At 40.4% G+C, this 22,192-nt stretch carries 26 protein-coding genes, 1 tRNA gene, 1 riboswitch and 1 other annotated feature; of the genes, 25 read left to right on the forward strand and 2 right to left on the reverse strand.

From position 1 onward, the window contains the following. Positions 1-41: 41 nt before the first annotated feature. A riboswitch (Lysine riboswitch) is annotated at positions 42-218 on the forward strand. 90 nt (positions 219-308) lie between these two features. After that, entirely contained in the window at positions 309-1,541 is a 1,233-nt protein-coding gene (locus tag V3595_RS03710) for an aspartate kinase (RefSeq protein ID WP_402898210.1), read from the forward strand. Positions 1,542-1,604: 63 nt separating this feature from the next. Here the strand turns inward: V3595_RS03710 and V3595_RS03715 are convergent, their stop codons facing one another. Then, positions 1,605-2,075, reverse strand: a complete 471-nt coding sequence (locus V3595_RS03715) for a YslB family protein (protein ID WP_101222837.1) — start codon at positions 2,073-2,075, stop codon at positions 1,605-1,607. 384 nt (positions 2,076-2,459) lie between these two features. On the opposite strand from V3595_RS03715, the gene V3595_RS03720 reads away from it, so the two are divergent. From V3595_RS03720 to V3595_RS03800, 17 genes are all read left to right on the forward strand, one after another. Continuing rightward, positions 2,460-3,068, forward strand: a complete 609-nt coding sequence (locus tag V3595_RS03720) for a succinate dehydrogenase cytochrome b558 subunit (protein WP_034308986.1) — start codon at positions 2,460-2,462, stop codon at positions 3,066-3,068. A 70-nt stretch (positions 3,069-3,138) separates the two neighbouring features. Then, positions 3,139-4,890: a succinate dehydrogenase flavoprotein subunit gene (gene sdhA / locus V3595_RS03725; RefSeq protein ID WP_095390769.1), complete on the forward strand. Its 1,752-nt coding sequence runs from the start codon at positions 3,139-3,141 to the stop codon at positions 4,888-4,890. Positions 4,891-4,907: 17 nt separating this feature from the next. Then, entirely contained in the window at positions 4,908-5,681 is a 774-nt protein-coding gene (gene sdhB, locus V3595_RS03730) for a succinate dehydrogenase iron-sulfur subunit (protein WP_048689018.1), read from the forward strand. A 235-nt stretch (positions 5,682-5,916) separates the two neighbouring features. Next, the gene (locus V3595_RS03735; protein ID WP_485905459.1) at positions 5,917-6,381 is read left to right on the forward strand and encodes an acyl-CoA thioesterase; all 465 of its coding nucleotides are present in this window, start codon (positions 5,917-5,919) and stop codon (positions 6,379-6,381) included. Positions 6,382-6,503: 122 nt separating this feature from the next. Beyond that, positions 6,504-6,728 carry a helix-turn-helix domain-containing protein gene (locus tag V3595_RS03740; RefSeq protein WP_028392149.1) on the forward strand — a complete coding sequence of 75 codons (225 nt, stop codon included), beginning with the start codon at positions 6,504-6,506 and terminating at the stop codon, positions 6,726-6,728. Positions 6,729-6,950: 222 nt separating this feature from the next. Continuing rightward, positions 6,951-7,394, forward strand: a complete 444-nt coding sequence (locus tag V3595_RS03745) for a MarR family winged helix-turn-helix transcriptional regulator (RefSeq protein ID WP_101222835.1) — start codon at positions 6,951-6,953, stop codon at positions 7,392-7,394. Between the two features lie 10 nt (positions 7,395-7,404). Then, positions 7,405-8,208, forward strand: coding sequence for a glutamate racemase (gene racE, locus V3595_RS03750; RefSeq protein WP_101222834.1), 804 nt, complete (start codon positions 7,405-7,407; stop codon positions 8,206-8,208). A gap of 485 nt (positions 8,209-8,693) precedes the next feature. Further along, positions 8,694-8,957 (forward strand): dihydrofolate reductase family protein, encoded by a 264-nt coding sequence (locus V3595_RS03755; RefSeq protein WP_485905460.1) that lies wholly within the window; start codon positions 8,694-8,696, stop codon positions 8,955-8,957. 62 nt (positions 8,958-9,019) lie between these two features. Then, complete coding sequence (locus V3595_RS03760; protein ID WP_485905461.1) at positions 9,020-10,099, forward strand: GerMN domain-containing protein; 1,080 nt, start codon at positions 9,020-9,022, stop codon at positions 10,097-10,099. 234 nt (positions 10,100-10,333) lie between these two features. Then, positions 10,334-10,882, forward strand: coding sequence for a GerAB/ArcD/ProY family transporter (locus tag V3595_RS03765; protein ID WP_485905462.1), 549 nt, complete (start codon positions 10,334-10,336; stop codon positions 10,880-10,882). A gap of 38 nt (positions 10,883-10,920) precedes the next feature. Then, positions 10,921-11,169 (forward strand): GerAB/ArcD/ProY family transporter, encoded by a 249-nt coding sequence (locus V3595_RS03770; protein WP_485905729.1) that lies wholly within the window; start codon positions 10,921-10,923, stop codon positions 11,167-11,169. A 244-nt stretch (positions 11,170-11,413) separates the two neighbouring features. Beyond that, on the forward strand, positions 11,414-12,889 hold the full coding sequence (locus tag V3595_RS03775) for a spore germination protein (RefSeq protein WP_485905463.1): 1,476 nt from the start codon (positions 11,414-11,416) through the stop codon (positions 12,887-12,889). After that, on the forward strand, positions 12,886-13,941 hold the full coding sequence (locus tag V3595_RS03780; RefSeq protein WP_485905464.1) for a Ger(x)C family spore germination protein: 1,056 nt from the start codon (positions 12,886-12,888) through the stop codon (positions 13,939-13,941). Before V3595_RS03775 ends, V3595_RS03780 begins: the two co-directional genes overlap by 4 nt. A gap of 216 nt (positions 13,942-14,157) precedes the next feature. Further along, positions 14,158-14,769 (forward strand): XTP/dITP diphosphatase, encoded by a 612-nt coding sequence (locus V3595_RS03785; RefSeq protein WP_485905465.1) that lies wholly within the window; start codon positions 14,158-14,160, stop codon positions 14,767-14,769. 2 nt (positions 14,770-14,771) lie between these two features. Beyond that, positions 14,772-15,284, forward strand: coding sequence for a metallophosphoesterase family protein (locus tag V3595_RS03790; RefSeq protein WP_485905466.1), 513 nt, complete (start codon positions 14,772-14,774; stop codon positions 15,282-15,284). Positions 15,285-15,457: 173 nt separating this feature from the next. Then, positions 15,458-15,531: transfer RNA gene (locus V3595_RS03795), tRNA-Arg, on the forward strand. Between the two features lie 185 nt (positions 15,532-15,716). Then, positions 15,717-15,917, forward strand: a complete 201-nt coding sequence (locus V3595_RS03800) for a hypothetical protein (protein WP_485905467.1) — start codon at positions 15,717-15,719, stop codon at positions 15,915-15,917. 92 nt (positions 15,918-16,009) lie between these two features. Here the strand turns inward: V3595_RS03800 and V3595_RS03805 are convergent, their stop codons facing one another. Continuing rightward, positions 16,010-16,270, reverse strand: a complete 261-nt coding sequence (locus V3595_RS03805; RefSeq protein ID WP_485905468.1) for a hypothetical protein — start codon at positions 16,268-16,270, stop codon at positions 16,010-16,012. A 252-nt stretch (positions 16,271-16,522) separates the two neighbouring features. Between V3595_RS03805 and V3595_RS03810 the strand changes: the two genes are divergently transcribed. The 7 genes from V3595_RS03810 (at position 16,523) to ilvB (ending at position 22,190) form a co-directional block, all read left to right on the forward strand. Continuing rightward, positions 16,523-17,278 carry a DUF2087 domain-containing protein gene (locus V3595_RS03810; RefSeq protein WP_485905469.1) on the forward strand — a complete coding sequence of 252 codons (756 nt, stop codon included), beginning with the start codon at positions 16,523-16,525 and terminating at the stop codon, positions 17,276-17,278. A gap of 18 nt (positions 17,279-17,296) precedes the next feature. Next, positions 17,297-17,659: a GIY-YIG nuclease family protein gene (locus V3595_RS03815; protein ID WP_485905470.1), complete on the forward strand. Its 363-nt coding sequence runs from the start codon at positions 17,297-17,299 to the stop codon at positions 17,657-17,659. Positions 17,660-17,833: 174 nt separating this feature from the next. Next, positions 17,834-18,007 carry a hypothetical protein gene (locus V3595_RS03820; protein WP_485905471.1) on the forward strand — a complete coding sequence of 58 codons (174 nt, stop codon included), beginning with the start codon at positions 17,834-17,836 and terminating at the stop codon, positions 18,005-18,007. Positions 18,008-18,050: 43 nt separating this feature from the next. Continuing rightward, a complete protein-coding gene (locus tag V3595_RS03825) occupies positions 18,051-18,410 on the forward strand; it encodes a YidH family protein (protein WP_485905472.1) in 360 nt (119 codons plus the stop codon). 450 nt (positions 18,411-18,860) lie between these two features. Next, positions 18,861-19,136, forward strand: a complete 276-nt coding sequence (locus V3595_RS03830; protein ID WP_101222823.1) for a GNAT family N-acetyltransferase — start codon at positions 18,861-18,863, stop codon at positions 19,134-19,136. A gap of 179 nt (positions 19,137-19,315) precedes the next feature. Beyond that, positions 19,316-19,792: a M15 family metallopeptidase gene (locus V3595_RS03835; RefSeq protein WP_485905473.1), complete on the forward strand. Its 477-nt coding sequence runs from the start codon at positions 19,316-19,318 to the stop codon at positions 19,790-19,792. Positions 19,793-20,100: 308 nt separating this feature from the next. Beyond that, positions 20,101-20,359 (forward strand) — a binding site (T-box leader). A gap of 115 nt (positions 20,360-20,474) precedes the next feature. Continuing rightward, complete coding sequence (gene ilvB / locus V3595_RS03840; RefSeq protein ID WP_485905474.1) at positions 20,475-22,190, forward strand: acetolactate synthase large subunit; 1,716 nt, start codon at positions 20,475-20,477, stop codon at positions 22,188-22,190. The last annotated feature ends 2 nt before the right edge of the window (positions 22,191-22,192 follow it).

Raw genomic sequence — 22,192 nt, forward strand, 5'->3', positions numbered from 1 at the left:
TATGCTATGATTAAAAAGAATTTTTAACTAGACAACTTAAAAGTGCTGATAGAGGTGCGGAATTCAAGAGTAAAAACCTGGAGAAGTATGAGCTTCCATGAAAGGTTTTGAAAGGGGATGACGCCGAAGGAATACAAGACTCATACCTTGTTTTCCTGGTCTGACATTTAATAAATGGCGGATTGTCAGGGTTTATACCCTGGAGAGCTATCTCACTGTGTTTACAGTATTTAGATATGTGATCACAGCAATGAGATATTTCTCATTGCTTTTTTTATTGCCTAAAAAGGTAGAGAGGGTGCATGAGGATGGCATTAATCGTTCAAAAATTCGGCGGAACATCCGTCGGAAGCGTAGAAAAAATCAAAAATGTTGCCAATCGGGTAATCGAGGAAGCGGAAAATGGAAATGAGGTAGTCGTCGTTGTTTCAGCCATGGGGAAAACCACGGACCAATTGGTTTCCATGGCCCGGGATATTTCCGGAACCCCGAGCAAGAGGGAAATGGATATGCTATTGACTACGGGGGAACAGGTAACGATTTCCCTGTTAACGATGGCATTGATTGAAGAAGGACATGAAGCCATTTCGTATACTGGCTGGCAGGCTGGCATGCAAACGGAATCCGTTCATGGGAATGCCCGGATTTTAAACATCGATGCCACGAGGATCCAAGCTCAGCTTCAGGAGAAGAAAATAGTGGTCGTAGCCGGTTTCCAGGGGAACGATGAAAATGGGGAAATCACTACCTTAGGGCGAGGCGGTTCCGATACGACAGCGGTTGCCATCGCTGCAGCGCTGAATGCGGATAGATGCGATATTTATACGGATGTAACGGGCGTTTTCACAACGGACCCTCGCTACATAAAAGGCGCACGAAAACTCCAATCCATTTCTTATGATGAAATGCTGGAACTTGCCAACCTGGGGGCGGGCGTCCTTCATCCAAGGGCTGTCGAGTATGCAAAAAATTATCAAATTCCGCTTGAAGTCCGTTCAAGCATGGAGAGAGAATCAGGAACGATCATTGAGGAGGAAGCAACTATGGAAGAAAACTTAATTGTACGCGGGATTGCTTTTGAAGACAGTATTACGAGGGTCACAATATATGGTTTGCCCCAATCACTTGGTGCATTATCCACAATCTTCACAACACTTGCGAAAAACCGGATTAATGTGGACATCATCATTCAAAGCATGACTGCCGAGGATACGACCAATCTATCTTTTTCCACAAAAAGTGAAGATACGGAAGCGGCCTTGATCGTGCTGGAAAATAATAAAGAACAATTGGGATTCGACCGAGTCGAAACGGAGAGCGGATTGGCCAAAGTGTCCATCGTCGGTTCTGGTATGGTATCCAATCCGGGAGTGGCTGCCGAGATGTTTGAAGTGATGGCCAATACAGGCATCCAGGTGAAAATGGTCAGCACATCGGAAATTAAAGTTTCGACTGTCGTCAATGAAAAGGAAATGGTGAAGGCGGTTGAATCTCTTCATGAAGCATTTAAACTAGGTCAGCATGCAAATGTGCTAGCTTAAGTGTCAGGAGTCCAATAAAAAACAGACTTCCGGTAAAAAGGGTAAGTCTGTTTTAAGGGCTCATTAGATTGGATCTCTGGGATCCCATTGGATGGTGAATATCACTTTTTTTGCGCGGCGTTTGATTTCTTCCGTTGATTCGCTGAGGAATTTTTTTTGCAGTGTAAACTGCTCGGCAAGGAAACCGGCTTCAAGTTGGAAGTGACAATCAGGGTGTAAATCCAGGCGGCGGCTGATTATTTCACCCGTCAGGGATAATTCCATCTCGTGTTTCGTATACTTCAAGATTTCCAGATTGCCCCATCCAGCGCTTTGGAAAAATTCAATCACTTCCTGATCGCCATTCAATGGGAATTTTCTTGCTAATTGTTTACCTGCCCAATAGAGGATTTGATTAGAGTCTTTTCCGAGAATATCGTTCAATAGAACTTCTCTGATTAATTCGTATCCGAAAGCTGGAACCAGGAATTCTTCAGTTTGAATTTCTTCAGTTTGAATCTCTTCTTCTATCGCAGCAGCAATATTTTTTTTCATAATTTATCGCCTCTTTCTGTAAATCTATTATAAACGTATTTCTTTTGCAAATTATACTGTTTTTTATTTATTTAAATAACAATTGGAAAAAACTGAGAAATTATACCGAGATATTAATAGTTAAATTAGAAATTTATTCAAAATATCATCTTGACATGCGAAAAATATCCAATTTAATCCAATAAAATCTATTCTGAAAAAGAGATTTCTTGTATCCGTTTTCTTGACGCATATAGAAGTCAGGAGTAAAATGGACATGTCACATAATTGTAAAGGAAGTATAGAGGAGTTTTTTTGACTCTATACTGTATTTTCACGCGGAGATAAAAGGTAGCCACCAGTTTATCTTTGCATGATTTTTCACAAATTAAGGGGGGGCACTTAGTGGCAAAAAATCGTGAGTTTGGGAATCGCAGGCTTCATTCACTTCTAGGAGTAATTCCAATTGGTCTATTCCTAATTTTTCATTTATCGGTAAACTTTATGGCAACAAAAGGAGAAGAAACTTTTAATGGGGCAGTTCATTTAATTGAGTATACGCCCGTGAAGATTCTGGTAGAATGGGTCGTCATCTATCTACCGCTCATTTTCCATGCTGTGTACGGAATTTATATTGCCTTTACAGCAAAAAACAATTTAGGCAGATTTAGTTTTTTCCGTAACTGGATGTTCATGTTGCAACGTCTAACTGGAATCATAACGTTGATTTTCCTTGTTTGGCATATATGGGCAACTAGAATTCAAGCAGCTATGGGTGCTGAAGTTAACTTTGACATGATGGCTGAAATTTTCTCTAGTCCATTTATGATTGTGTTCTATATTGTTGGTATTATCTCGGCAATTTTCCACTTTGCTAATGGATTATGGTCATTTGCAGTGAGCTGGGGTCTTACAGTTTCACCAAGATCGCAAAGAATCATGACTTACTTTACATTGATCGTTTTCGTTCTTCTTTCTTATATCGGAATCAGCGCAATTTTCGCTTTCGTATAAGAAGATAGAGTTCATTTATAAGAATTAGGAAAAACATAGCTTGGCTAATGGAAATAAGGGAGTGACAGAATTGGGTAAAGGTAAAATAGTTATCGTTGGTGGAGGTCTAGCTGGATTAATGGCTACGATCAAAGCAGCAGAGCTGGGACAACAGGTTGATTTATTTTCTTTAGTGCCTGTTAAACGCTCTCACTCAGTTTGTGCCCAAGGCGGAATCAACGGGGCAGTAAATACAAAAGGTGAAGGGGATTCTCCATATATCCACTTCGACGATACAGTTTATGGCGGAGATTTCTTGGCTAACCAACCGCCGGTTAAAGCGATGTGCGAAGCAGCACCATCGATCATTCATATGTTTGACCGTATGGGTGTTATGTTCAACCGTACTCCGGAAGGTCTTCTTGATTTCCGTCGTTTCGGTGGTACTCAACATAGCCGTACAGCATTCGCTGGTGCAACAACTGGTCAGCAATTACTTTACGCATTGGACGAGCAGGTTCGCCGTTATGAAGTTGAAGGCCTTGTAACGAAATATGAAGGCTGGGAATTCCTTGGAGCTGTTATCGATGATGAGCAAACAGCACGCGGTATCGTAGCTCAAAACCTGACTTCAATGGAAATCAAATCATTCCCTGGAGACGCAGTCATCATGGCGAGCGGCGGCCCTGGAATCATTTTCGGTAAATCAACTAACTCAATGATCAATACAGGTTCAGCAGCTTCCATCGTTTATCAACAAGGTGTAAATTATGCAAATGGTGAGTTCATTCAAATTCACCCGACAGCAATCCCTGGAGATGACAAACTTCGTCTAATGAGTGAATCCGCTCGTGGTGAAGGTGGACGTATCTGGACATATAAAGACGGGAAACCTTGGTATTTCCTTGAAGAAAAATACCCTGCTTATGGTAATCTAGTACCTCGTGATATCGCGACTCGTGAAATCTTCGACGTCTGCATGAACATGAAGCTTGGCATTAATGGAGAAAACATGGTTTACCTGGATCTATCACATAAAGATCCTAAATTACTTGATATTAAACTTGGCGGAATCATTGAAATCTACGAGAAATTCATGGGTGAAGATCCTCGTAAAGTTCCAATGAAAATTTTCCCTGCCGTTCACTATTCTATGGGCGGACTTTGGGTTGATTATGACCAAATGACTAACATCAAAGGTTTATTCGCTGCTGGTGAGTGTGATTACTCACAACATGGCGGTAACCGTCTTGGTGCTAACTCACTTCTTTCTGCAATCTATGGTGGTTCAGTCGCTGGACCGAATGCCGTTAAATATATTGAAGGCCTTGATAAAACTTCAGAATCCATTCCTTCTTCATTGTATGAAGGATACGAAAAACAAGAACAAGAGAAATGGAATGAAGTCATGTCTCTTGATGGTAATGAAAATGCGTACGTCCTTCACAAAGAACTTGGTGAGTGGATGACACAGCATGTTACTGTAGTTCGTTACAATGACAAGCTGAAAGAAACGGATAACAAGATTCTTGAGCTGATGGAACGTTACAAGAAAATTAACATCAATGACACGGCAAAATGGAGTAACCAAGGAGCTGCATTCACTAGACAGCTGCAAAACATGATGCAATTGGCTCGTGTAATCACAATTGGTGCGTTAAACCGTGACGAAAGCCGCGGAGCGCATTACAAACCTGATTTCCCAGAGCGTAATGATGAGGAATTCATGAAAACTACTATGGCAACATTCAAAGGCTTGGATCAAGCACCTGAATTCCATTATGAAGATATTGATGTATCACTGATCGCACCGCGTAAACGTGACTACACTACGAAACACTAAAGAGGGGGAGCAAAAAAATGGTTGAAACTAAATCTGAGACTAAAACAGTCCGTTTTATAATCACTCGTCAAGATACACCGGATTCAGCTCCTTATGATGAGGAATTCGAATTAGCGTACCGTCCGAATATGAACGTAATTTCCGCTCTAATGGAAATTCGTCGTAATCCGGTAACTGTACAAGGTAAGCACACTACAGCAATCGCATGGGACATGAACTGTCTTGAAGAGGTATGTGGTGCTTGTTCAATGGTTATCAATGGTAAACCAAGACAATCATGTACAGCTCTTATAGATCAATTGGAGCAGCCGGTTCGTCTAGCTCCAATGCGTACATTCCCTGTTGTTCGTGACCTGCAAGTCGATCGCAGCCGTATGTTCGACTCATTGAAAAAGGTAAAAGCATGGATTCCAATCGATGGAACGTACAATCTTGGACCGGGACCGCGTATGCCCGAAAAGAAACGTCAATGGGCTTACGAGTTATCTAAATGTATGACTTGCGGTGTTTGTTTGGAAGCTTGTCCGAACGTAAACAGCAATTCAGACTTCATGGGGCCACAACCATTATCACAAGTTCGGTTGTTCAACGCACATCCAACAGGTGCAATGAACAAAGCTGAACGTTTAAATACGATCATGGGTGATGGAGGACTTGCAAACTGCGGTAACTCACAAAACTGTGTGCAGTCTTGCCCTAAAGGCATTCCATTAACGACTTCGATTGCAGCGTTGAACCGTGATACTACGATCCAACAATTCCGTAACTTCTTCGGAAGCGATGAAGTTTAATAAAGAACATGAAAGAACCTGTATCTTATGATATGGGTTCTTTTTTTTCTCCCATAGTTAAGAACGATTGATAACTGGGATCGAAGTATAAACGGTTTGCGGCAATGGCTCCAGTTTGATTAATGAAGTGAGCAATAAGCGAATTAAGCTGTAATAAGTATAAAATCCTTTTCAATATCGTTGTTTTCTTATAAAATGAGTGAATAGTCATTCAATTCAGAAAGGGTGTGCCAAGATGGGCAGAATATCATATATCGATAATATAACGGAGTGGATCAATGATTTTTCTTTTAAACATGAGATTAAGGTCCGTTTTTCAGAAACTGATATGTTTGGGCACTTGAATAACACGATTCCTTTTACTTATTTTGAGGAAGCTCGGATTGAGTATTTCAACAGTATGGGATTCATGAAGGATTGGACCTCGGCTGAATGCGGTGAGATGCCGGTTGTTGCCAATTTACAGTGTGATTACCTTAAGCAGATGTTTTTCAATGATCAATTGACAATTCATGTGAAAGCTGACCATATCGGAAATTCTTCAGTGGATATACATTATATGGGGACTAAACAAGATGGTTCCATTTGTTTAACGGGCAGGGGGACGATTGTGCAAGTGTCCAAGGCCACCGGGAAGCCGGTGCCTTGGACGGAAGACATGAAGCTATCGATGTGGCATACTGTGCTGGAACATTCCTGAAAATATTTCCATTTAGACAAGTAAAAGAGTCACTCCATTGCCCCAGCCGACATACTATATCTTGACTAAATAGACACCCACTCCGGGTTTTATGCTGGTGAAGGCAAGGAGGGTAACATTACTTGAAGGAGAACGAATTCACTCATAAGCCACTACTCACCAAAAGAGAAAAAGAAGTATTTGAGTTACTAGTACAAGACAAAACAACAAAAGAAATCGCAGGTGAATTGTTTATTAGCGAAAAAACAGTTCGAAACCATATTTCAAATGCGATGCAGAAGCTTGGAGTTAAAGGACGTTCGCAGGCAGTCATAGAACTCCTTCGTATGGGAGAACTTAAGCTTTAATGTGTTAACTCTTAATACGTAAGCCTTATAAATATTTTCTCTCCCGTTCATTGGCAGCATATAAGGAAGGGCAAAACAATTTGGTTGTTTTGACTTCTTTGGATGCTGCTTATTTTTATGGAGAGCGTTTCATTATGATTCCAGGTAATCAATGTTGAAAATCATTTCACTTTCATCCAAAATGGTAGTATGATAAGTTTCATGAAGTGGGGAGCTGTGTGTATGGATGAAGAGAAGCAGGCGGCATATGTAGCCGATATCGAGAGGGAATTGCGCTATGTATCGTCATGGCTTAAGCAAAGGGGAAGAGAAATTCTCCATGATTATAAAATTACCATTCCTCAATTCGTGGCTTTGCAATGGCTTTTTGAATCAGGCGACATGACGATTGGCGAATTGTCCACGAAGATGTTTCTCGCCTTCAGCACAACGACGGATCTGATTGACCGCATGGAGAAGCATCAGCTTGTCCAGCGTGTCAGGGATGAAAAGGACCGGCGTGTGGTTCGAATTCACCTTCTTGAAGAAGGTGAACGGATAATCGAAGAAGTGATTAATAAACGGCAGCAGTACTTGAGTGGCGTGTTAGTTAATTTTAACGAATCTGACATCATGTCCCTCAAAGGGATTCTAGTAAAACTACATCAAGAAATGAAAGAAAAATGAGGCGAGTTTTTTGAAACAACCGATAGGCATCATTGATTCAGGGGTAGGCGGTTTGACAGTAGCTAAAGAAGTCATGCGTCAGCTTCCAAATGAAAATATAATTTACTTAGGTGATACAGCAAGATGCCCTTATGGGCCGAGGACCAAAAAAGATGTCCAAACCTTTACATGGCAAATGACGAGGTTTTTGATGAAGAAGGAAATAAAAATGCTGATCATCGCCTGCAATACAGCGACTGCAGCTGTACTGGATGAAATCAGGGCAACACTTCCGATTCCGGTGTTGGGTGTCATCCATCCAGGGGCAAGGGCGGCATTGAAAGTTTCTGATTCCTTGCATATTGGAGTCATTGGTACGGAAGGCACAGTGAAAAGCAAAGCGTATGACGACGCGCTTGCCTCCATCAATTCCGATGTGAAAGTAGATAGTTTAGCATGCCCGAAATTTGTCCCAATCGTAGAAAGCGGGGAGTTTGAAGGGGGTATCGTCAATAGGGTCGTGGCACAAACCTTGAACCCGTTGAAGAAAACGAAGATCGATACATTGATCCTTGGATGTACCCATTATCCACTGCTGGGGCCTGTAATCTCTTCCTATATGGGGGATGAAGTACAAGTCATCTCCTCAGGGGAAGAAACGGCCCGTGAGGCAAGTGTCATTTTGGATTACTATAAATTAATCAATAAAAGCAAGCTACGCCCAGTTCATCGCTTTTATACAACCGGTTCCAGAGATATGTTTGGTTCCATCGCGTCGAGCTGGCTCGGTATTCATGTCAATACCATCGAAACAATTAAAATCGATCACTTATAAGACTTCCATTTGGAAGTTTCAGACTGTAGACAAACTCGATGAAAATGGAGTTTGTCTACAGTTTTTTTAGGGTTTGTACATTTGGCCGTTGATTTCCACTCCAGGCACTCGCTTTCCGCGGGCGGTCCGGGAGCCTCCTCGGCGCCTTTGCGCCTGTGGGGTCTCGCTTTTCCCGCAGGAGTCTCGCACCTTCCGTTCCAATCAATATTGTTTTAACTTTTAGATAGAACCCTTTTGCCTAAAGTCTTTATTGTTTTAAAATAGAATGATTAAAATTGAGGTGATGAGAATGCTTTCTAAACATGATTCTATTCAGCGAAATCAACTTGAAATGATTACTTTAGATCAACTGGTGCCTGCGAACCATTTGGTTCGATGATGGGAAATAAGACATATAACAGATTCATATTTTAGCAGAAGAACTTCCCTATCAAGATAAAGCCTGCTATGTCTTTTCAAGAAGTGCGAAAGGGAAAGTAGAATATGTGGAGTTTGTGAACGAAGATGAGTGTGATTTCATCGGAAGACTGACAGGCGCTTCAAGGGTCTGGCTTGTCGGCGGTGCAGAATTAGTGATTTATTTCATGAGGGAAACGCAGGTGGATGAAATGATCCTGTCCATCATCCCGAGTATACTGAGGGATGGGATTCGATTGTTCCAATCAGGAACTCCCGAAATCCCAATGAAGCTGACAAAGATGCAGCAGTACGGGCAAATTGCCCAGCTCCACTATCTGAGGGAAAAATAATTGGTCTATTTTCCCCTAGGGCTCGTATAAATAGGAGTACAAACTGTCCTAGGAGTGATTTTATGTCCAATAAATCAAAAGTAACAATGGCTGTGACCATTCTGGCATCTTCTTTTTGGCTTTCAGGCTGCGGATTATTTGGCGGTGAAGAGAAAAAGGAAATAGATCCGCCAAAGGATGTTTCATTAGTCGAGGATGAATCTTCATTAAAAGAAACAGAAACGAATGGTGAGGAAAAGCCCGCGACTGATGGAGAAGAGGGCGCTGTTGAATCGAAAACAGTGAAGACGGAGTTATATTTAATTGATAAAAGCGGGTATGTGGTTCCACAGACATTGGAACTTCCTAAATCGGAAGCTGTCGCCAAACAGGCTCTTGATTACCTTGTCACTAACGGACCTGTTACGGATAAACTTCCGAATGGATTCAGGGCCGTCATTCCTGCCGATACCCAAATAAGCGTGAACATTAAAGACGGAGTGGCTGTGGCGGACTTTTCGCCGGAGTTCAAAAATTATCAGAAAGAGGATGAACTTAAAATCCTTCAAGCCATTACTTGGACACTGACACAATTCGACTCGGTCGAGAAAATCCAAATGAGAATTAATGGGGAAGATATATCCGAAATGCCTGTCAATGGCACACCGATAGATGAGAATATCTCAAGGTCGTCAGGAATCAATATCGATACGAGTGACGTAGTCGACATTTCCAATACCAAAGCACTGACCGTTTATTATGTAGGCGGTGACGAGGAGTACACCTATTATGTTCCGGTGACACGCAGGATCAGCGAAACGGTATCTGATAATGTAACAGCGGTCATTCAGGAATTAACGAAGAGTCCTTCGGGTTCAAGCCTGCAAACAGGGTTCATGAGTGATGTAGCTTTACTTGACGAGCCTAAGGTGTCAGAAGGTAAGGTCAGCCTCAATTTTAACGAAAATATCCTTGGAAGCTTTAAAGAGAAAAAGGTATCACAAGAAGTCCTTGATGCCTTGGTCCTTTCCTTAACGGAACAGAAAGGAATTGAAAGCGTTGAAGTGCAAGTGCAGGGCAGCGCAGATGTTCTTAATGAAGAAGGCAAGAAATTATCCGAACCAGTGGTCCGTCCAGAGAAAGTCAACACAGGTAGTTTTTAAAGCGCGATTTATATCTAGAAATCACAATGAGGCAGTCTGCAGCTGCCTCTATTTTTTATTCCACCATTTAATTACCACGCGGTTATTGCCCCTGTTGTATACATCTTAATTGTTGTTTTTAGTTGAAAACTAATACCGCCGCCAAGCATTTCTCGTATCAAGAGAAAGTTTTTACATAAATAAATTTTTAAAAGGGGAAATAACTTTTAATCATGTAATTAATGGGGGGATATTATGGATCAAAAGGTCATTCAGGCTTTACACATCTATGTTTTGATCATTATGAATACAGGATTCATGGTACATGTCCTGCTCCTTCCCAATATATTGACCGCATCTCAACGCGACGCATGGATAAGTGTCATAATAAGTGTTGTTCCATGTATTGTTTGGACGCTATTTATTTTTTATATTTATAAAAAACTAGATAAAGAAGATATAATCTCTTTTCTGAAAAAATGGTCTACACCTTTTGTTACATATATTTTCACTATAGCATTTGGGTTGTACTTTATAATTAACGCCTTCATTACCGTCAAATTTACAGTGATTTGGGCAAAATCTAATTATACTCATGACATACCAAACATCGTAGTCGTCAGCCTATTCACCTTTATATGTATTTTTGCAAGTTATAAAGGAATACGCACCATAAGTACTTTGGCTCTCCTATTTCTTCCGGTCGTCACTTTTTTCGGGATATTTGTGGGGCTGGGGAATACGAGTAATAAGAATTACGAATTATTGTTCCCGATATTTGAAAGCGGGTATAGCTTACTTTAAATGGAATTCTGTATACGAGTGCAGGATATTTAGAAATCATCGTTTTTTTATTTTTAACTCCTTACCTGAAAAATAAGCTAAAAGCCAAGTGGCTTTTACTAGTTGGTATAATTTTGATCATGCTGACGTTAGGTCCCCTCATGGGGGCGATTGCAGAATTTGGTTCTGTGGAAGCAGTGAAAATGAGGAATCCAGCTTATGAACAGTGGAAGTTATTAAGGTTTGGCTATTATATTACCCGACTCGATTTCCTTTCCATTTTCCAATGGCTTTCAGGTGTGCCATGATTCGAACAAGTCTATGTTTATTTATAGGCTATAAATTAATCTCAAATTCAAAACATCAGAAGTGGATACTGCTTTCCCTGTATTTATTAGTTGTTATTGGAACGCTAATCCATTGGGATGCTGATTCATTTTTTAATTTTATATACAAATATTTCTTTCCAATCAGCAGTCTGTATCTTTTAAGTGCTGCAATTATACTGTTATTTCTAATTATAAAAAAGGGAAAAGGAAAAGGTGAAACATTATGAAGAAGGGAAAATTGAATGGAACCCCTTCTTACATTGACCAAATCCAAAAATGGTTCGAACATTCTTCCGATGTTGTTTTAAGAACAAAAACTTTTGATAATGAAGGTCGTTATTTGTTGGGGTTTTTATATGCGCCGAACTTAGTGGATATGCAATTTATCAATGAAGTGATACTGCCTACAATATCAAAAGCGGTTCAAGAAAATGGGGAATTAACAATTGATCAATTAAGCAATATTATGGAGATCAGTATGCTTGAAAAGTGCTCCGATTTAAAAGAGGGAGTAGAAAGCGTTCTTTTTTCTGGAGACCTTATCATTATTAATGAATCTTCTAATGAAATTTACTATACCCCATTGGCTAATTCACCTAAGCGCAGTCCGGAAGAATCCAATATAGAATCTTCCATTCGGGGACCTAGAGATGGATTTGTCGAGAATATATCGGATAATATGTCTTTAATTCGCCAAAGGTTGAAAACGGCATCACTTAAATGTATAGAATATACAATCGGGAAAAGAAGTAAAACTAAAATATTGCTGCTTTATATAGATGACATTATTAATCCCTCGATTCTTTTGGATATTAAAGAACGATTGGATTCATTAAAGGTTGATATCATAGTCAGCAGTTACCAGGTTGAAGAACTCTTATATGATAATCAATTTTCCATCTTCCCCTTAATGGATTATATTGGTCGACCGGACTATGTTGTTGAATCATTGAATCAAGGGCGCTTTGCCATCCTGGTAGACGGGAATCCCACATGCTTGATCGGACCAACCAGTATTAATCAGTTACTTTATTCTGCTGATGACGCACATGCAAGTTTTTTTTACATTAGTTTTATGCGCATCATTCGTGTAGTCGCCTTATTTGTAACCGTTACGTTACCGGGTTTTTTTGTAGCGTTAGTTACCTATCAATTCGATCAAATTCCCTTTTCGCTTCTTGCGACGATTTCAATCACGAGACAGGGATTACCCATACCTGCTTCTTTGGAGGCATTCATGATGATCATATTGTTTGAACTATTTAAAGAAGCCGGTCTTCGCCTGCCAAAAGCTGTAGGTCCGACGGTTTCTGTGTTGGGTGGACTAATTATAGGTGATGAAGCGATTCGGGCAGGGCTGACTTCACCCTCCATGCTCGTAATAATAGCTGTAACAGTTCTCTCAAGCTATACCCTAATCAATCAAAATATTGCTGGGAATATTGTTCTTATTAGGTTATTCATATTTGCTTGTTCAGCTTTTTTAGGCTTGTTTGGATTCTTTATGGGAATATTCCTTATCTTGATTGTTGTGGTTTCCTTGGAAAGTTTCGGACAGCCTTTTGTGAATCCATTTTCCAAACCAAATAAATCGGACATGTTAAAAGTCTTATTCAAGCTTCCGTATGGAGTGTTAAGGCAGCGGAATCAAGCTCTACAGTCCAGTGATAATGAACCGCAAAAGGAGTCGAACAAATGAGAAAGCTAATTGCAGTCATGGTTATTGGCTGTCAACTTTTATTGACGACAGGATGCTGGGGAATGAAGGAAATTCAAGCTCAAACATATGGATCCGCTCTAGGGATCGATTATAAAGAGGGTGAATTCATCTTATACTTTCAAGCATTAAATTTTGCGGATATAGCAAAACAAGAGGGGGCCGCTGCATTACAAGAAAAATCTTCTGTTGTGATTGGGAAAGGTAAAGGGGAAAGTATCGAGGAAGCATTTACTGAATTAGAACAAAATGCAGCATTGCCTCTTTATATCGGGCATATAAACTCCTTCATTTTAAGTGAGAATGTAATCAAAGAGAAAATGAAGGATTTCATTGAATATGTAGGGAAAGAGCCCTTATTGCGATACAATTCATGGCTGTTTGTTACAAACGAGGATATTGAAAAGGTTTTTGACAGTGATAGTTTCTTTAATCTTCCTAACTTATTCACGATCATTCAAAGGCCAGAGACCGTTATTAATGAGAACTATTTCATTTCCCCGTTAAAATTCAGTGAACTGGTTTCGAAATTTTATCAGCCGGTTGGTTCCATTTTAATACCCTCTGTGGTCCTAAATGAGCATCATTATTCAGAGGGAGGGAAAGAAAAAAAGATACCAACGTTGAATGGCGGCCATGTTTTATCAAAACAACAGTATAAAGGGTTCGTAAGTAAACAAGATTTGTTCGGTTTAAAATGGGTTGAAAACAAGGCGACAGTAATGTTTTTTTCCCTGAACAAACAAAAGGTAAGTGTTGAAATCATGGACCCCACAACAAAAATCATAGTATTGGAACAACAAAAGAAACCTTTGTATGATTTAGAGGTTAGGGCAAATGGAATATTGAAACAAAATATAGATAACTTGGATATGGAAAAAATCAATACAGACCTTTTTAACATAAGTGAAAAGGCATACAGATACCATGTCAATAAGTGGGATAACAAAATTATTAATTCCTTTGATAAGACTTCAATAAATAACATAAAAGTCAATATCCATATTGAACATAGTGAAAATTACAAGCGTTAGATTACAAGTTTCAGGTTATTGCAGATGAGTGGGTTGTGTTAGACTAAACTTATATGGAAAATTCAGCGGCCGTTGTTGATCAAGAAAGGCAGCGCTGAATTCGTCCGTTTGGCACTGGAGAAGAAGCGTCTTTTACATATAAAGAGTTACAGCAAATCCTTTCTTAGCCTCAAAAGTGCTCTCATGCCGATAAAATAAAAAAGGGTGAAATGAAAAATGAAGACAGTAATCATTGCAACGAAAAATAAAGGGAAAGCCAAGGAGTTCGAAAGCTTATTCTCTGCTAAAGGATATGAAGTCAAAACACTTCTTGATGTACCGGATGCTCCGGATGTTGAGGAGACAGGGACGACCTTTGAAGCAAATGCGATCCTGAAGGCAGAGGCCATTGCCCATCAGCTAGGCCGTTTTGTCATTGCTGATGATTCCGGATTGATTGTAGATGCATTGGAGGGCCGTCCAGGCGTATATTCTGCGCGCTATGCTGGAGAGTCCAAGAGTGATGAAGCAAACACGGAAAAAGTCCTCCGGGAACTGGAAGGCGTGCCAAAAGAGGATAGAACGGCGAGGTTTTATTGCGCCTTGGCACTAGCGTCACCTAACCAGGAAACGATTACGGTATCGGGAACGATGGAAGGCTTGATTACAGAACAGCCTTCAGGAGCGAATGGATTTGGTTATGATCCCATCTTTTTTGTTGAGGAACAGGGTAAAACAAACGCCGAATTGACAAAAGAGGAAAAAAACAAAATCAGCCACCGTGCCAGTGCATTGAGGGCTCTAGATGAAAAACTTGATCTATTTCTAAAAAGGGAAGAAGGAATGTGACGATGAAAGTGCTAATAATGAGTGACAGTCATGGCTTAACTCATGAAATCAGCATGATTACCGACCGTCATAAACAAGAGGTTGCTGCCATGATCCATTGCGGTGATTCAGAGTTGGAAAGAAATGACCCTCACATGTCGGGGTTCTTAGCCGTACGCGGGAATTGTGACTATGATTCGGCATATCCGAATGATATTGTGGAGATTATTGCAGGCAAGCGTTTCTTCCTTACACATGGACACCTCTATAACATAAATATGACCTTGATGAACCTATCTTATAAAAGTGAAGAGACAGGGGCGGATATTATTTGCTTTGGTCACTCCCACGCTGCAGGCTCCGAATTGATTGACGGCAAGCTCTTCATCAACCCGGGAAGCATACGTCAGCCACGTGGACGAAAAGAGAAAACCTATGCCATTTTGGAAATCGGAAATGACCAACTTGAAATCATCTATTATGACCTTGAAGGAAAAATCGTTGAAGAACTAAGAAATGCTTATCAAATGGAATGACTTCATGTATAATGAACAGGAAGCGTTTTTCCCCGCTTCCTGGTTCATTAAAAAAGAAAAAAACTTTTTTTGAAAAACCGTTGACTTTCTTTTGATATCCTACTATAATAAGAAGTGTCCTAAGGGAACAGTTAAGGTAATACATAAGTTTTACCGCAACTTATATCATAAACGTCTCAGTAGCTCAGCTGGATAGAGCAACGCCCTTCTAAGGCGTCGGTCGGGAGTTCGAATCTCTCCTGGGACACTAACTAAAAAAAGCCAAAACCTTCTAAGGTTTTGGCTTTTTTACTTTTGGCTTAAGTCAACGAGGGTAATTTCAATTTGCTATCCTTTTAAAGTTCGTATGACGACAAGAAGTTTTTTATTTCATATTTATCGCAGGTGGATGACCTTTTATGTCGAACTTGTTATAAATAAGGAGATGTTTAAATGAATAAAGATAGATTATTCAAGTTCATTCAAACTTCCACTCGGGGCAATTTCTTCTCAGTCGAAATAACCGAAGATGGAACAGAAGTGGTCCAATTAGCCAAGGAGTTAGAAAAAGAAGGAAGAATCAAGTTGAGGGAATGCACACGAAAAGAGCAAGGTGCTTATCTGGAAGGGATACTTAAGTTTGTGCCTAGCTAATACCTAATGAGCTCTAACGAAGGACTTATATTAGGAATTTCATATGCTCCACAGAAAAAAAGGCATCCATAATCGGATGCCTTTTTTCTATATCAAATTCTATTTAATGTTTGGAGATTTTTTTTAATGATTTCACGGTTTTTGATTATTGCCGTATTCAATTCTTCGACAGGTGAACTTTTAACATTTTCTTCACTGAGCTGCATCCCACTTGATTGGTTTTGTATAAGTAATTCAATCGTATCGCGTAATTCTGGCAGTGATACCTTGAATTGTTCAGATAAATGTTGTAATGCCTTGTGTAAATCGGTGTTATGGATTGATGGAACAATCGCATCGTTTTCATCTTTCAATAATATATCCTCCTCTAAAGCTTATTCGCGCTTATATAGCATATTATTGGGGAAATTACGCTTATTATTCAATATACTATATCGGCATTGGATGATGTATCGCCTGTCAGCTGTATGTTATGAAGCCCTCTGGCTATCAAAGTCATCTTTGGATACTTTGCTGGAGTTAAATTAGAAAAAACATTGACATAATGCAAACGAATTAATATTATGTTTATTATATTATAAACTTTATAGGGAAGTGTTTGTTTTATGAAGGGCGCTGAAATGTTTTGGAGCGCATCTCAGGATGAGCTTAAACAAGGGTATATAGAAGGTGAGAATCAATATGTTTGTTTGCTGTGCGGAAATGCAGTTGAAAAGGGGATAGTATACCCGAAAGATGGGGTTCTTTATGAAGCAAAGAGGTATATGCGAATTCATATTGAACATGCACACAGCTCCGTTTTTGAATACTTGATTGATCTCGATAAAAAACTTACAGGTCTCACGGACCACCAAAACCGCCTTCTTCGCCTATTTTACCAAGGGAAGAATGATGCTGAGGTTCAGGAGGAAATGGGGATTGGCAGTCCGTCCACCATTCGGAACCATCGTTTTGTGTTGAAAGAGAAAGAGCGTCAGGCTAAGTTGTTTTTAGCCCTGATGGAACTTTTGAAAGATAGAGATGAACATGCGCCGGCATTTATCCCGCTTCATCAAAAAGCGACAATGGTCGATGATCGTTATAACGTTACCGAGGATGAAAAGGTGACTGTACTGAAAAAATACTTCCCTAAAGGCAGTCAGGATGCATTAAAGTCTTTCCCGCCAAAGGAAAAACAAAGGCTGATCATTCTTCAAGAAATTATGAACCGTTTTGAAAATGAGCGGAACTACGAAGAAAAAGAAATCAATCAAATATTGGGTACCGTTTATCATGATCATGTTCTTTTGAGAAGATATTTAATAGAATATGGATTCTTGGATAGAAAGCCTGATGGGAGCCAATATTGGCTGAAGAAATGATGACTGGAGGCAGGAAAGATGGATCGTAAAAAAGAATTGAAGCAATTATATAAAGAAACGAAAGTTGAAGCAGGTGTATACCAAATCAGAAATACGGTAAATAATAAAGTTTTTATCGGAAGCACCAGGAATTTAAAGACGTTGAAGGGGAAACAATTTGAATTGGAAGTCGGAACAAACACCAATAAAGTGCTGCAAAGTGAGTGGAATCAATATGGGAAAGATGCTTTTTCGTTTGAGGTGCTGGAAGTATTGAAGCCGAAAGATACAGGATTTTTTGATGTTAAACGGGAATTGAAAAAACTTGAAGAAATGTGGATGGAAAAAATACATCCATACGAAGAACGGGGATACAATAGAATGAAATCCACTGACTTGTAAGTGGCCTTAAAAACAGGGAGTCATTTGTGGTTCTTTTTTTGTGGGAAAATAATCAGGAGATCTCACTTGTTGTAAGTTTTTAAATGGTTTAAGCTAATAATGAGGGACCTGTTTATGAAATAGGGGGAAACCCGTGGAGGACCTTCACTAAATAATTAATTTTAGGAGTTGCGAATGAAAAAAATAGGATGGACCATAACGGGGATAGGAGTAATCATAGCGCTGGGGGCCTTGCTTTATCCTTTGAATGTTATTGATAAAACTCTATGCATATATTTATTGCTCGGCGGTGCAGGGCTAATGTTTGTCGGGTCTATGTTCAGGGCCTTTTCGCTCCTGAAAAGATAACTGATTTTAAGGTTGATCAAAAACGTTCGATTAAGGTGATGACATGGAGAAAAACCAATTGAAATATGCCCAGCAGCATCTGGCTAATGAACGCACCTTTTTAGCGTGGGTAAGAACGGTGATTGCGATAGTGGGGGTTGGTTTTCTTGCGACAAGCCTGCATTTTACGATTGGTGTGCATCGGGATCCCCGGATTGATCTGATCAGTATTGTGCTGGGGATGTTTGCATGTGCATTGGGCCTTGTGATTACAGTGCTGGCGACGTTCGGTTATCTTCAGAAGAAGCGGCAAATCAATGAAGGGACATTCCGGCCCTCGAGTGCGCACGTAATTCTAATCGCTGTTTTTATGGTCATATTGTTATCGATGATCATTTTATATTTTGTTTTCATAAAAGTGTAAAACTGTCCTAACATTTAAAGGGCAGTTTTTTCAGTTTCTACTATTATATACTTATTCTTACATAGTTATGGAAAGATTTCTTCCATTATATAAATACAATCAAAAAATGAAAGCTTGAAAAACTATGTCCTTCATTTTGGTTATGGAGAGAAATTAAAACCTTTTAAAAATATTTCATTCAGTATTGTGCACGTCAGCCATGGTAAAGCTTAGATATTACCGGAAGTGTATATCCGGGGCTAGGAAAGGTCGGTCAGTTTTGCCTTTTGCCTTCCTTGAAAAATTATATATTAGCCACCATCAGTTTGTGAATAAACTTCACATGGACAATGCTAGCTTTAAAACTCTTGAAAGTACTTTACTTTATTCAATTTCAATCACGTTTTAAATATTTGTTTAATTTCCATTTTGTGATATATGATAAAGAGGAACTAAAAGGAGGTCATTAACATGGTTGATATCAGAAAAGGTGAAAGTTCTTTTTTTGTCGAAGAATCTGGTGAGAAATTAGCGGAAATTACATTCTTTAAATCAGGTGATGATGAAATCACGGTCGATCATACCGTTGTTTCTGACAAGCTGCGCGGGCAAAAGGTTGGAAATGCCCTTGTTGAAAAGGTAATAGGATTCGCAAGGGAGGAAAAACTGAAAATTGTTCCGGTATGTTCGTTCGTTCAAAAACAATTTGAAAAAAATGAAGAATACGAGGATGTATTGGCTAAATGAACCAGAGGCTGGACCAGGGGATGATTAATAACACCTGTGTTCAGCCCTTTGTCATTTTTTACATAATCTTCACCCCTTCAATTCTCCAAGAAAAAAATATTAAACGCCTTTCCGCCTACAGTGTTGTTCGCATTTAATATAGGGGAGGTGCTAGGAGGGCCATCAAATTACAAACCCTATTGAATCGCGCAAAGGAAAATATGGGAGGCGGTATGAACCCGGTCGTGAACGAGACGATACTCGAAGTGGTTAAATTAGCTTATGAAGCGGGGATATTTGTTCAAATAACGGCTGGTTATAGAAGTTTCCCAGAACAAAATGAATTGTATGAACGGGGCAGAACGAATAAATCCATGCCTATCGTGACTTATGCCAGAGCGGGCCAGTCCTTGCATAACTTTGGACTTGCTGTAGATTTTGTCATTGTTAGTGATGACGGCAAGCGGACATTGTGGACAGAGGGCGAAAAGTGGACAAGGGTAGCGGCCATAGCAAAATCCCTGGGATTTGTTTGGGGAGGGGATTTTGAATTGTTCCGGGATTTTCCGCATCTTGGAATGTCAGGCGGTTTATCCACGAGAGATCTTCAAAAGGGATTGAGGCCGAATCTTGTATCAAGAGTGGCGTCAGTGAACAGTGAAAGGGAAAATGGATGATCCGCTATTTGGGAACCCTAATACTAGTGACTGGCATTATGTGGGTAGTTTGAGGATATTTCAGTGGAGAAGTTTGTTATCACTTTAATAATTTTAATGGGATATCTGACGTTTTTAAAAATTAAATATTGAAAAAACTTTTTTTGTAGAATGTGGTCATAATAGGTATGTAAGCGGATACAACAAATCTTTCAATTTAGAATTATCAAAAAATTTCAAAAAACCTGTTGACTACTACCTGAAATACACGTAAGATAATCACAAATACAAGACATCAAACATAAGCGTTTCGAAAAATATGAATAATGCGAAAAGCATTGAAGAGGATAAGTAGTCTTTTAAAAAGGCAGTCACAGAGAGCCGGGTAGCTGAGAGCCGGTATTGTCCCGAAAGATGAACTCACCTTGGAGTTTCAGCTTGAACGTCAGACTAGTAGGGCTGAACGGGTGCGTACCAGTACCCGTTACCAAAACAGAGAATAGCGTAGGCTATTCAAAGTGCGCATGGAGTTTCATGCGAAAAAGGGTGGTACCGTGGAGTGGCTCATCAAGCCTTTTCACCCCTTTAACTTGCCGAGTGCAAGTACATTTGGGGTGAAAAGGCTTTTTTGTATGCATAAAAAGCTGAAAATTCTGAATGTTAAGAAATATTTAATGGAAAAGCGAAGGAGGTTTTTTACGAAATGACACAAAAGTCAGTTGTTGCTGATCGGAAAAGTGGAAAGACACATTATAGTGGTGCTGAATTTCTGCTGAATGCATTGAAAAAGGAAAATGTTGAAGTCATCTTTGGTTATCCGGGAGGTTCTGTATTGCCGATTTATGACAAGCTTTACAGTTCAGAACTTTTTCATATTTTGACAAGGCACGAACAAGGTGCGATTCATGCAGCGGAAGGATACGCCAGGATTACCGGCAAGCCGGGGGTGGTCATAGTTACATCCGGTCCAGGGGCAACGAACATTGTCACCGGTTTGGCCGATGCAATGATTGACTCTTTACCGCTTGTGGTAATTTCGGGTCAGGTAGCTACCAGTGTAATTGGCTCGGATGCTTTCCAGGAGGCTGATGTACTGGGGATTACTACCCCAATCACAAAACATAACTATCAGGTAAGGAGGCCGGAAGACCTTCCGCGCATTATAAAAGAAGCTTTTTATATCGCTTCCAGCGGCCGGCCCGGTCCAGTATTAATCGATATACCTAAGGACATGGCCATTATAGAAGGTGTATCGACTGAAGAGGAGCCAGAAATGAATCTCCCGGGCTATCAGCCGACGACCAAGCCGAATTACTTACAGATCAGAAAGCTTGTTGAAGCCGTAAGCGGGGCGAAAAGACCGGTCATTCTTGCAGGGGCAGGTGTCCTGCATGCAAAGGCCTCCCATCTATTAAAGGAATATGTCGAGCAGCAAGGCATTCCCGTCGTCCACACTTTATTGGGTCTTGGGGGCTTTCCGGCGGAACATCCTCTCTTTATCGGAATGGGTGGTATGCATGGCTGCTATGCAGCAAACATGGCATTAGCGAAATGTGATCTATTAATCAATATCGGTGCCAGGTTCGATGATCGATTGACTGGGAACCTAGCGAAATTCGCACAGCATGCAACGGTGGCCCATATCGATATTGATCCAGCGGAAATCGGTAAAAATGTGCCGACAAAAATTCCGGTCGTCGGAAGTGCCAAGGAAGCGCTGGCGGAGTTGATTGCGCAAAGTGGCAAGAAACCGGAAATTGATGAATGGGCAACACAGCTGACTGCGTGGAATGAAGAGTTCCCATTGCGTTATACCCATGAAGAAGGCGTATTGAAACCTCAGCGGGTCATCCAGATGCTTCATGAAAAAACGAATGGGGAAGCCATTGTTACGACGGATGTTGGACAGCATCAAATGTGGGCAGCGCAATACTATCCATTTAATAAACCGAATTCATGGGTCACTTCCGGTGGATTGGGGACGATGGGCTTTGGCCTACCATCGGCTCTCGGAGCGCAACTGGCGAATCCGAAAGCGACGGTGCTCTCCATATCGGGGGATGGTGGATTCCAGATGTGCCTGCAGGAACTTTCAGTCATTGCCGAAATGAATCTGCCAATCAAAATCATCATCGTCAACAACGGGGCACTAGGGATGGTAAGACAGTGGCAGGAACTCTTTCATGATAAACGTTTCTCACACAGTATTTTTCAATCGCATCCGGATTTCGTGAAATTGGCCGATGCTTATGGAATTCCGGGATACAAAGTGACGACGGAGGAAGAAGCAAGTAACTGCCTGGATGAAGCGTTAAAGACTGATGGTCCAGTGTTGATTGATTTCCGGGTAAAACAAAACGAAAATGTCTTTCCGATGGTAGCACAAGGAAAAGGGCTTGATGAAATGGAAGGAGTTTAATC

It is taken from the genome of Bacillus sp. CFBP9009 (assembly GCF_036541465.1).
Classification (GTDB): Bacteria; Bacillota; Bacilli; order Bacillales; family DSM-1321; genus Peribacillus.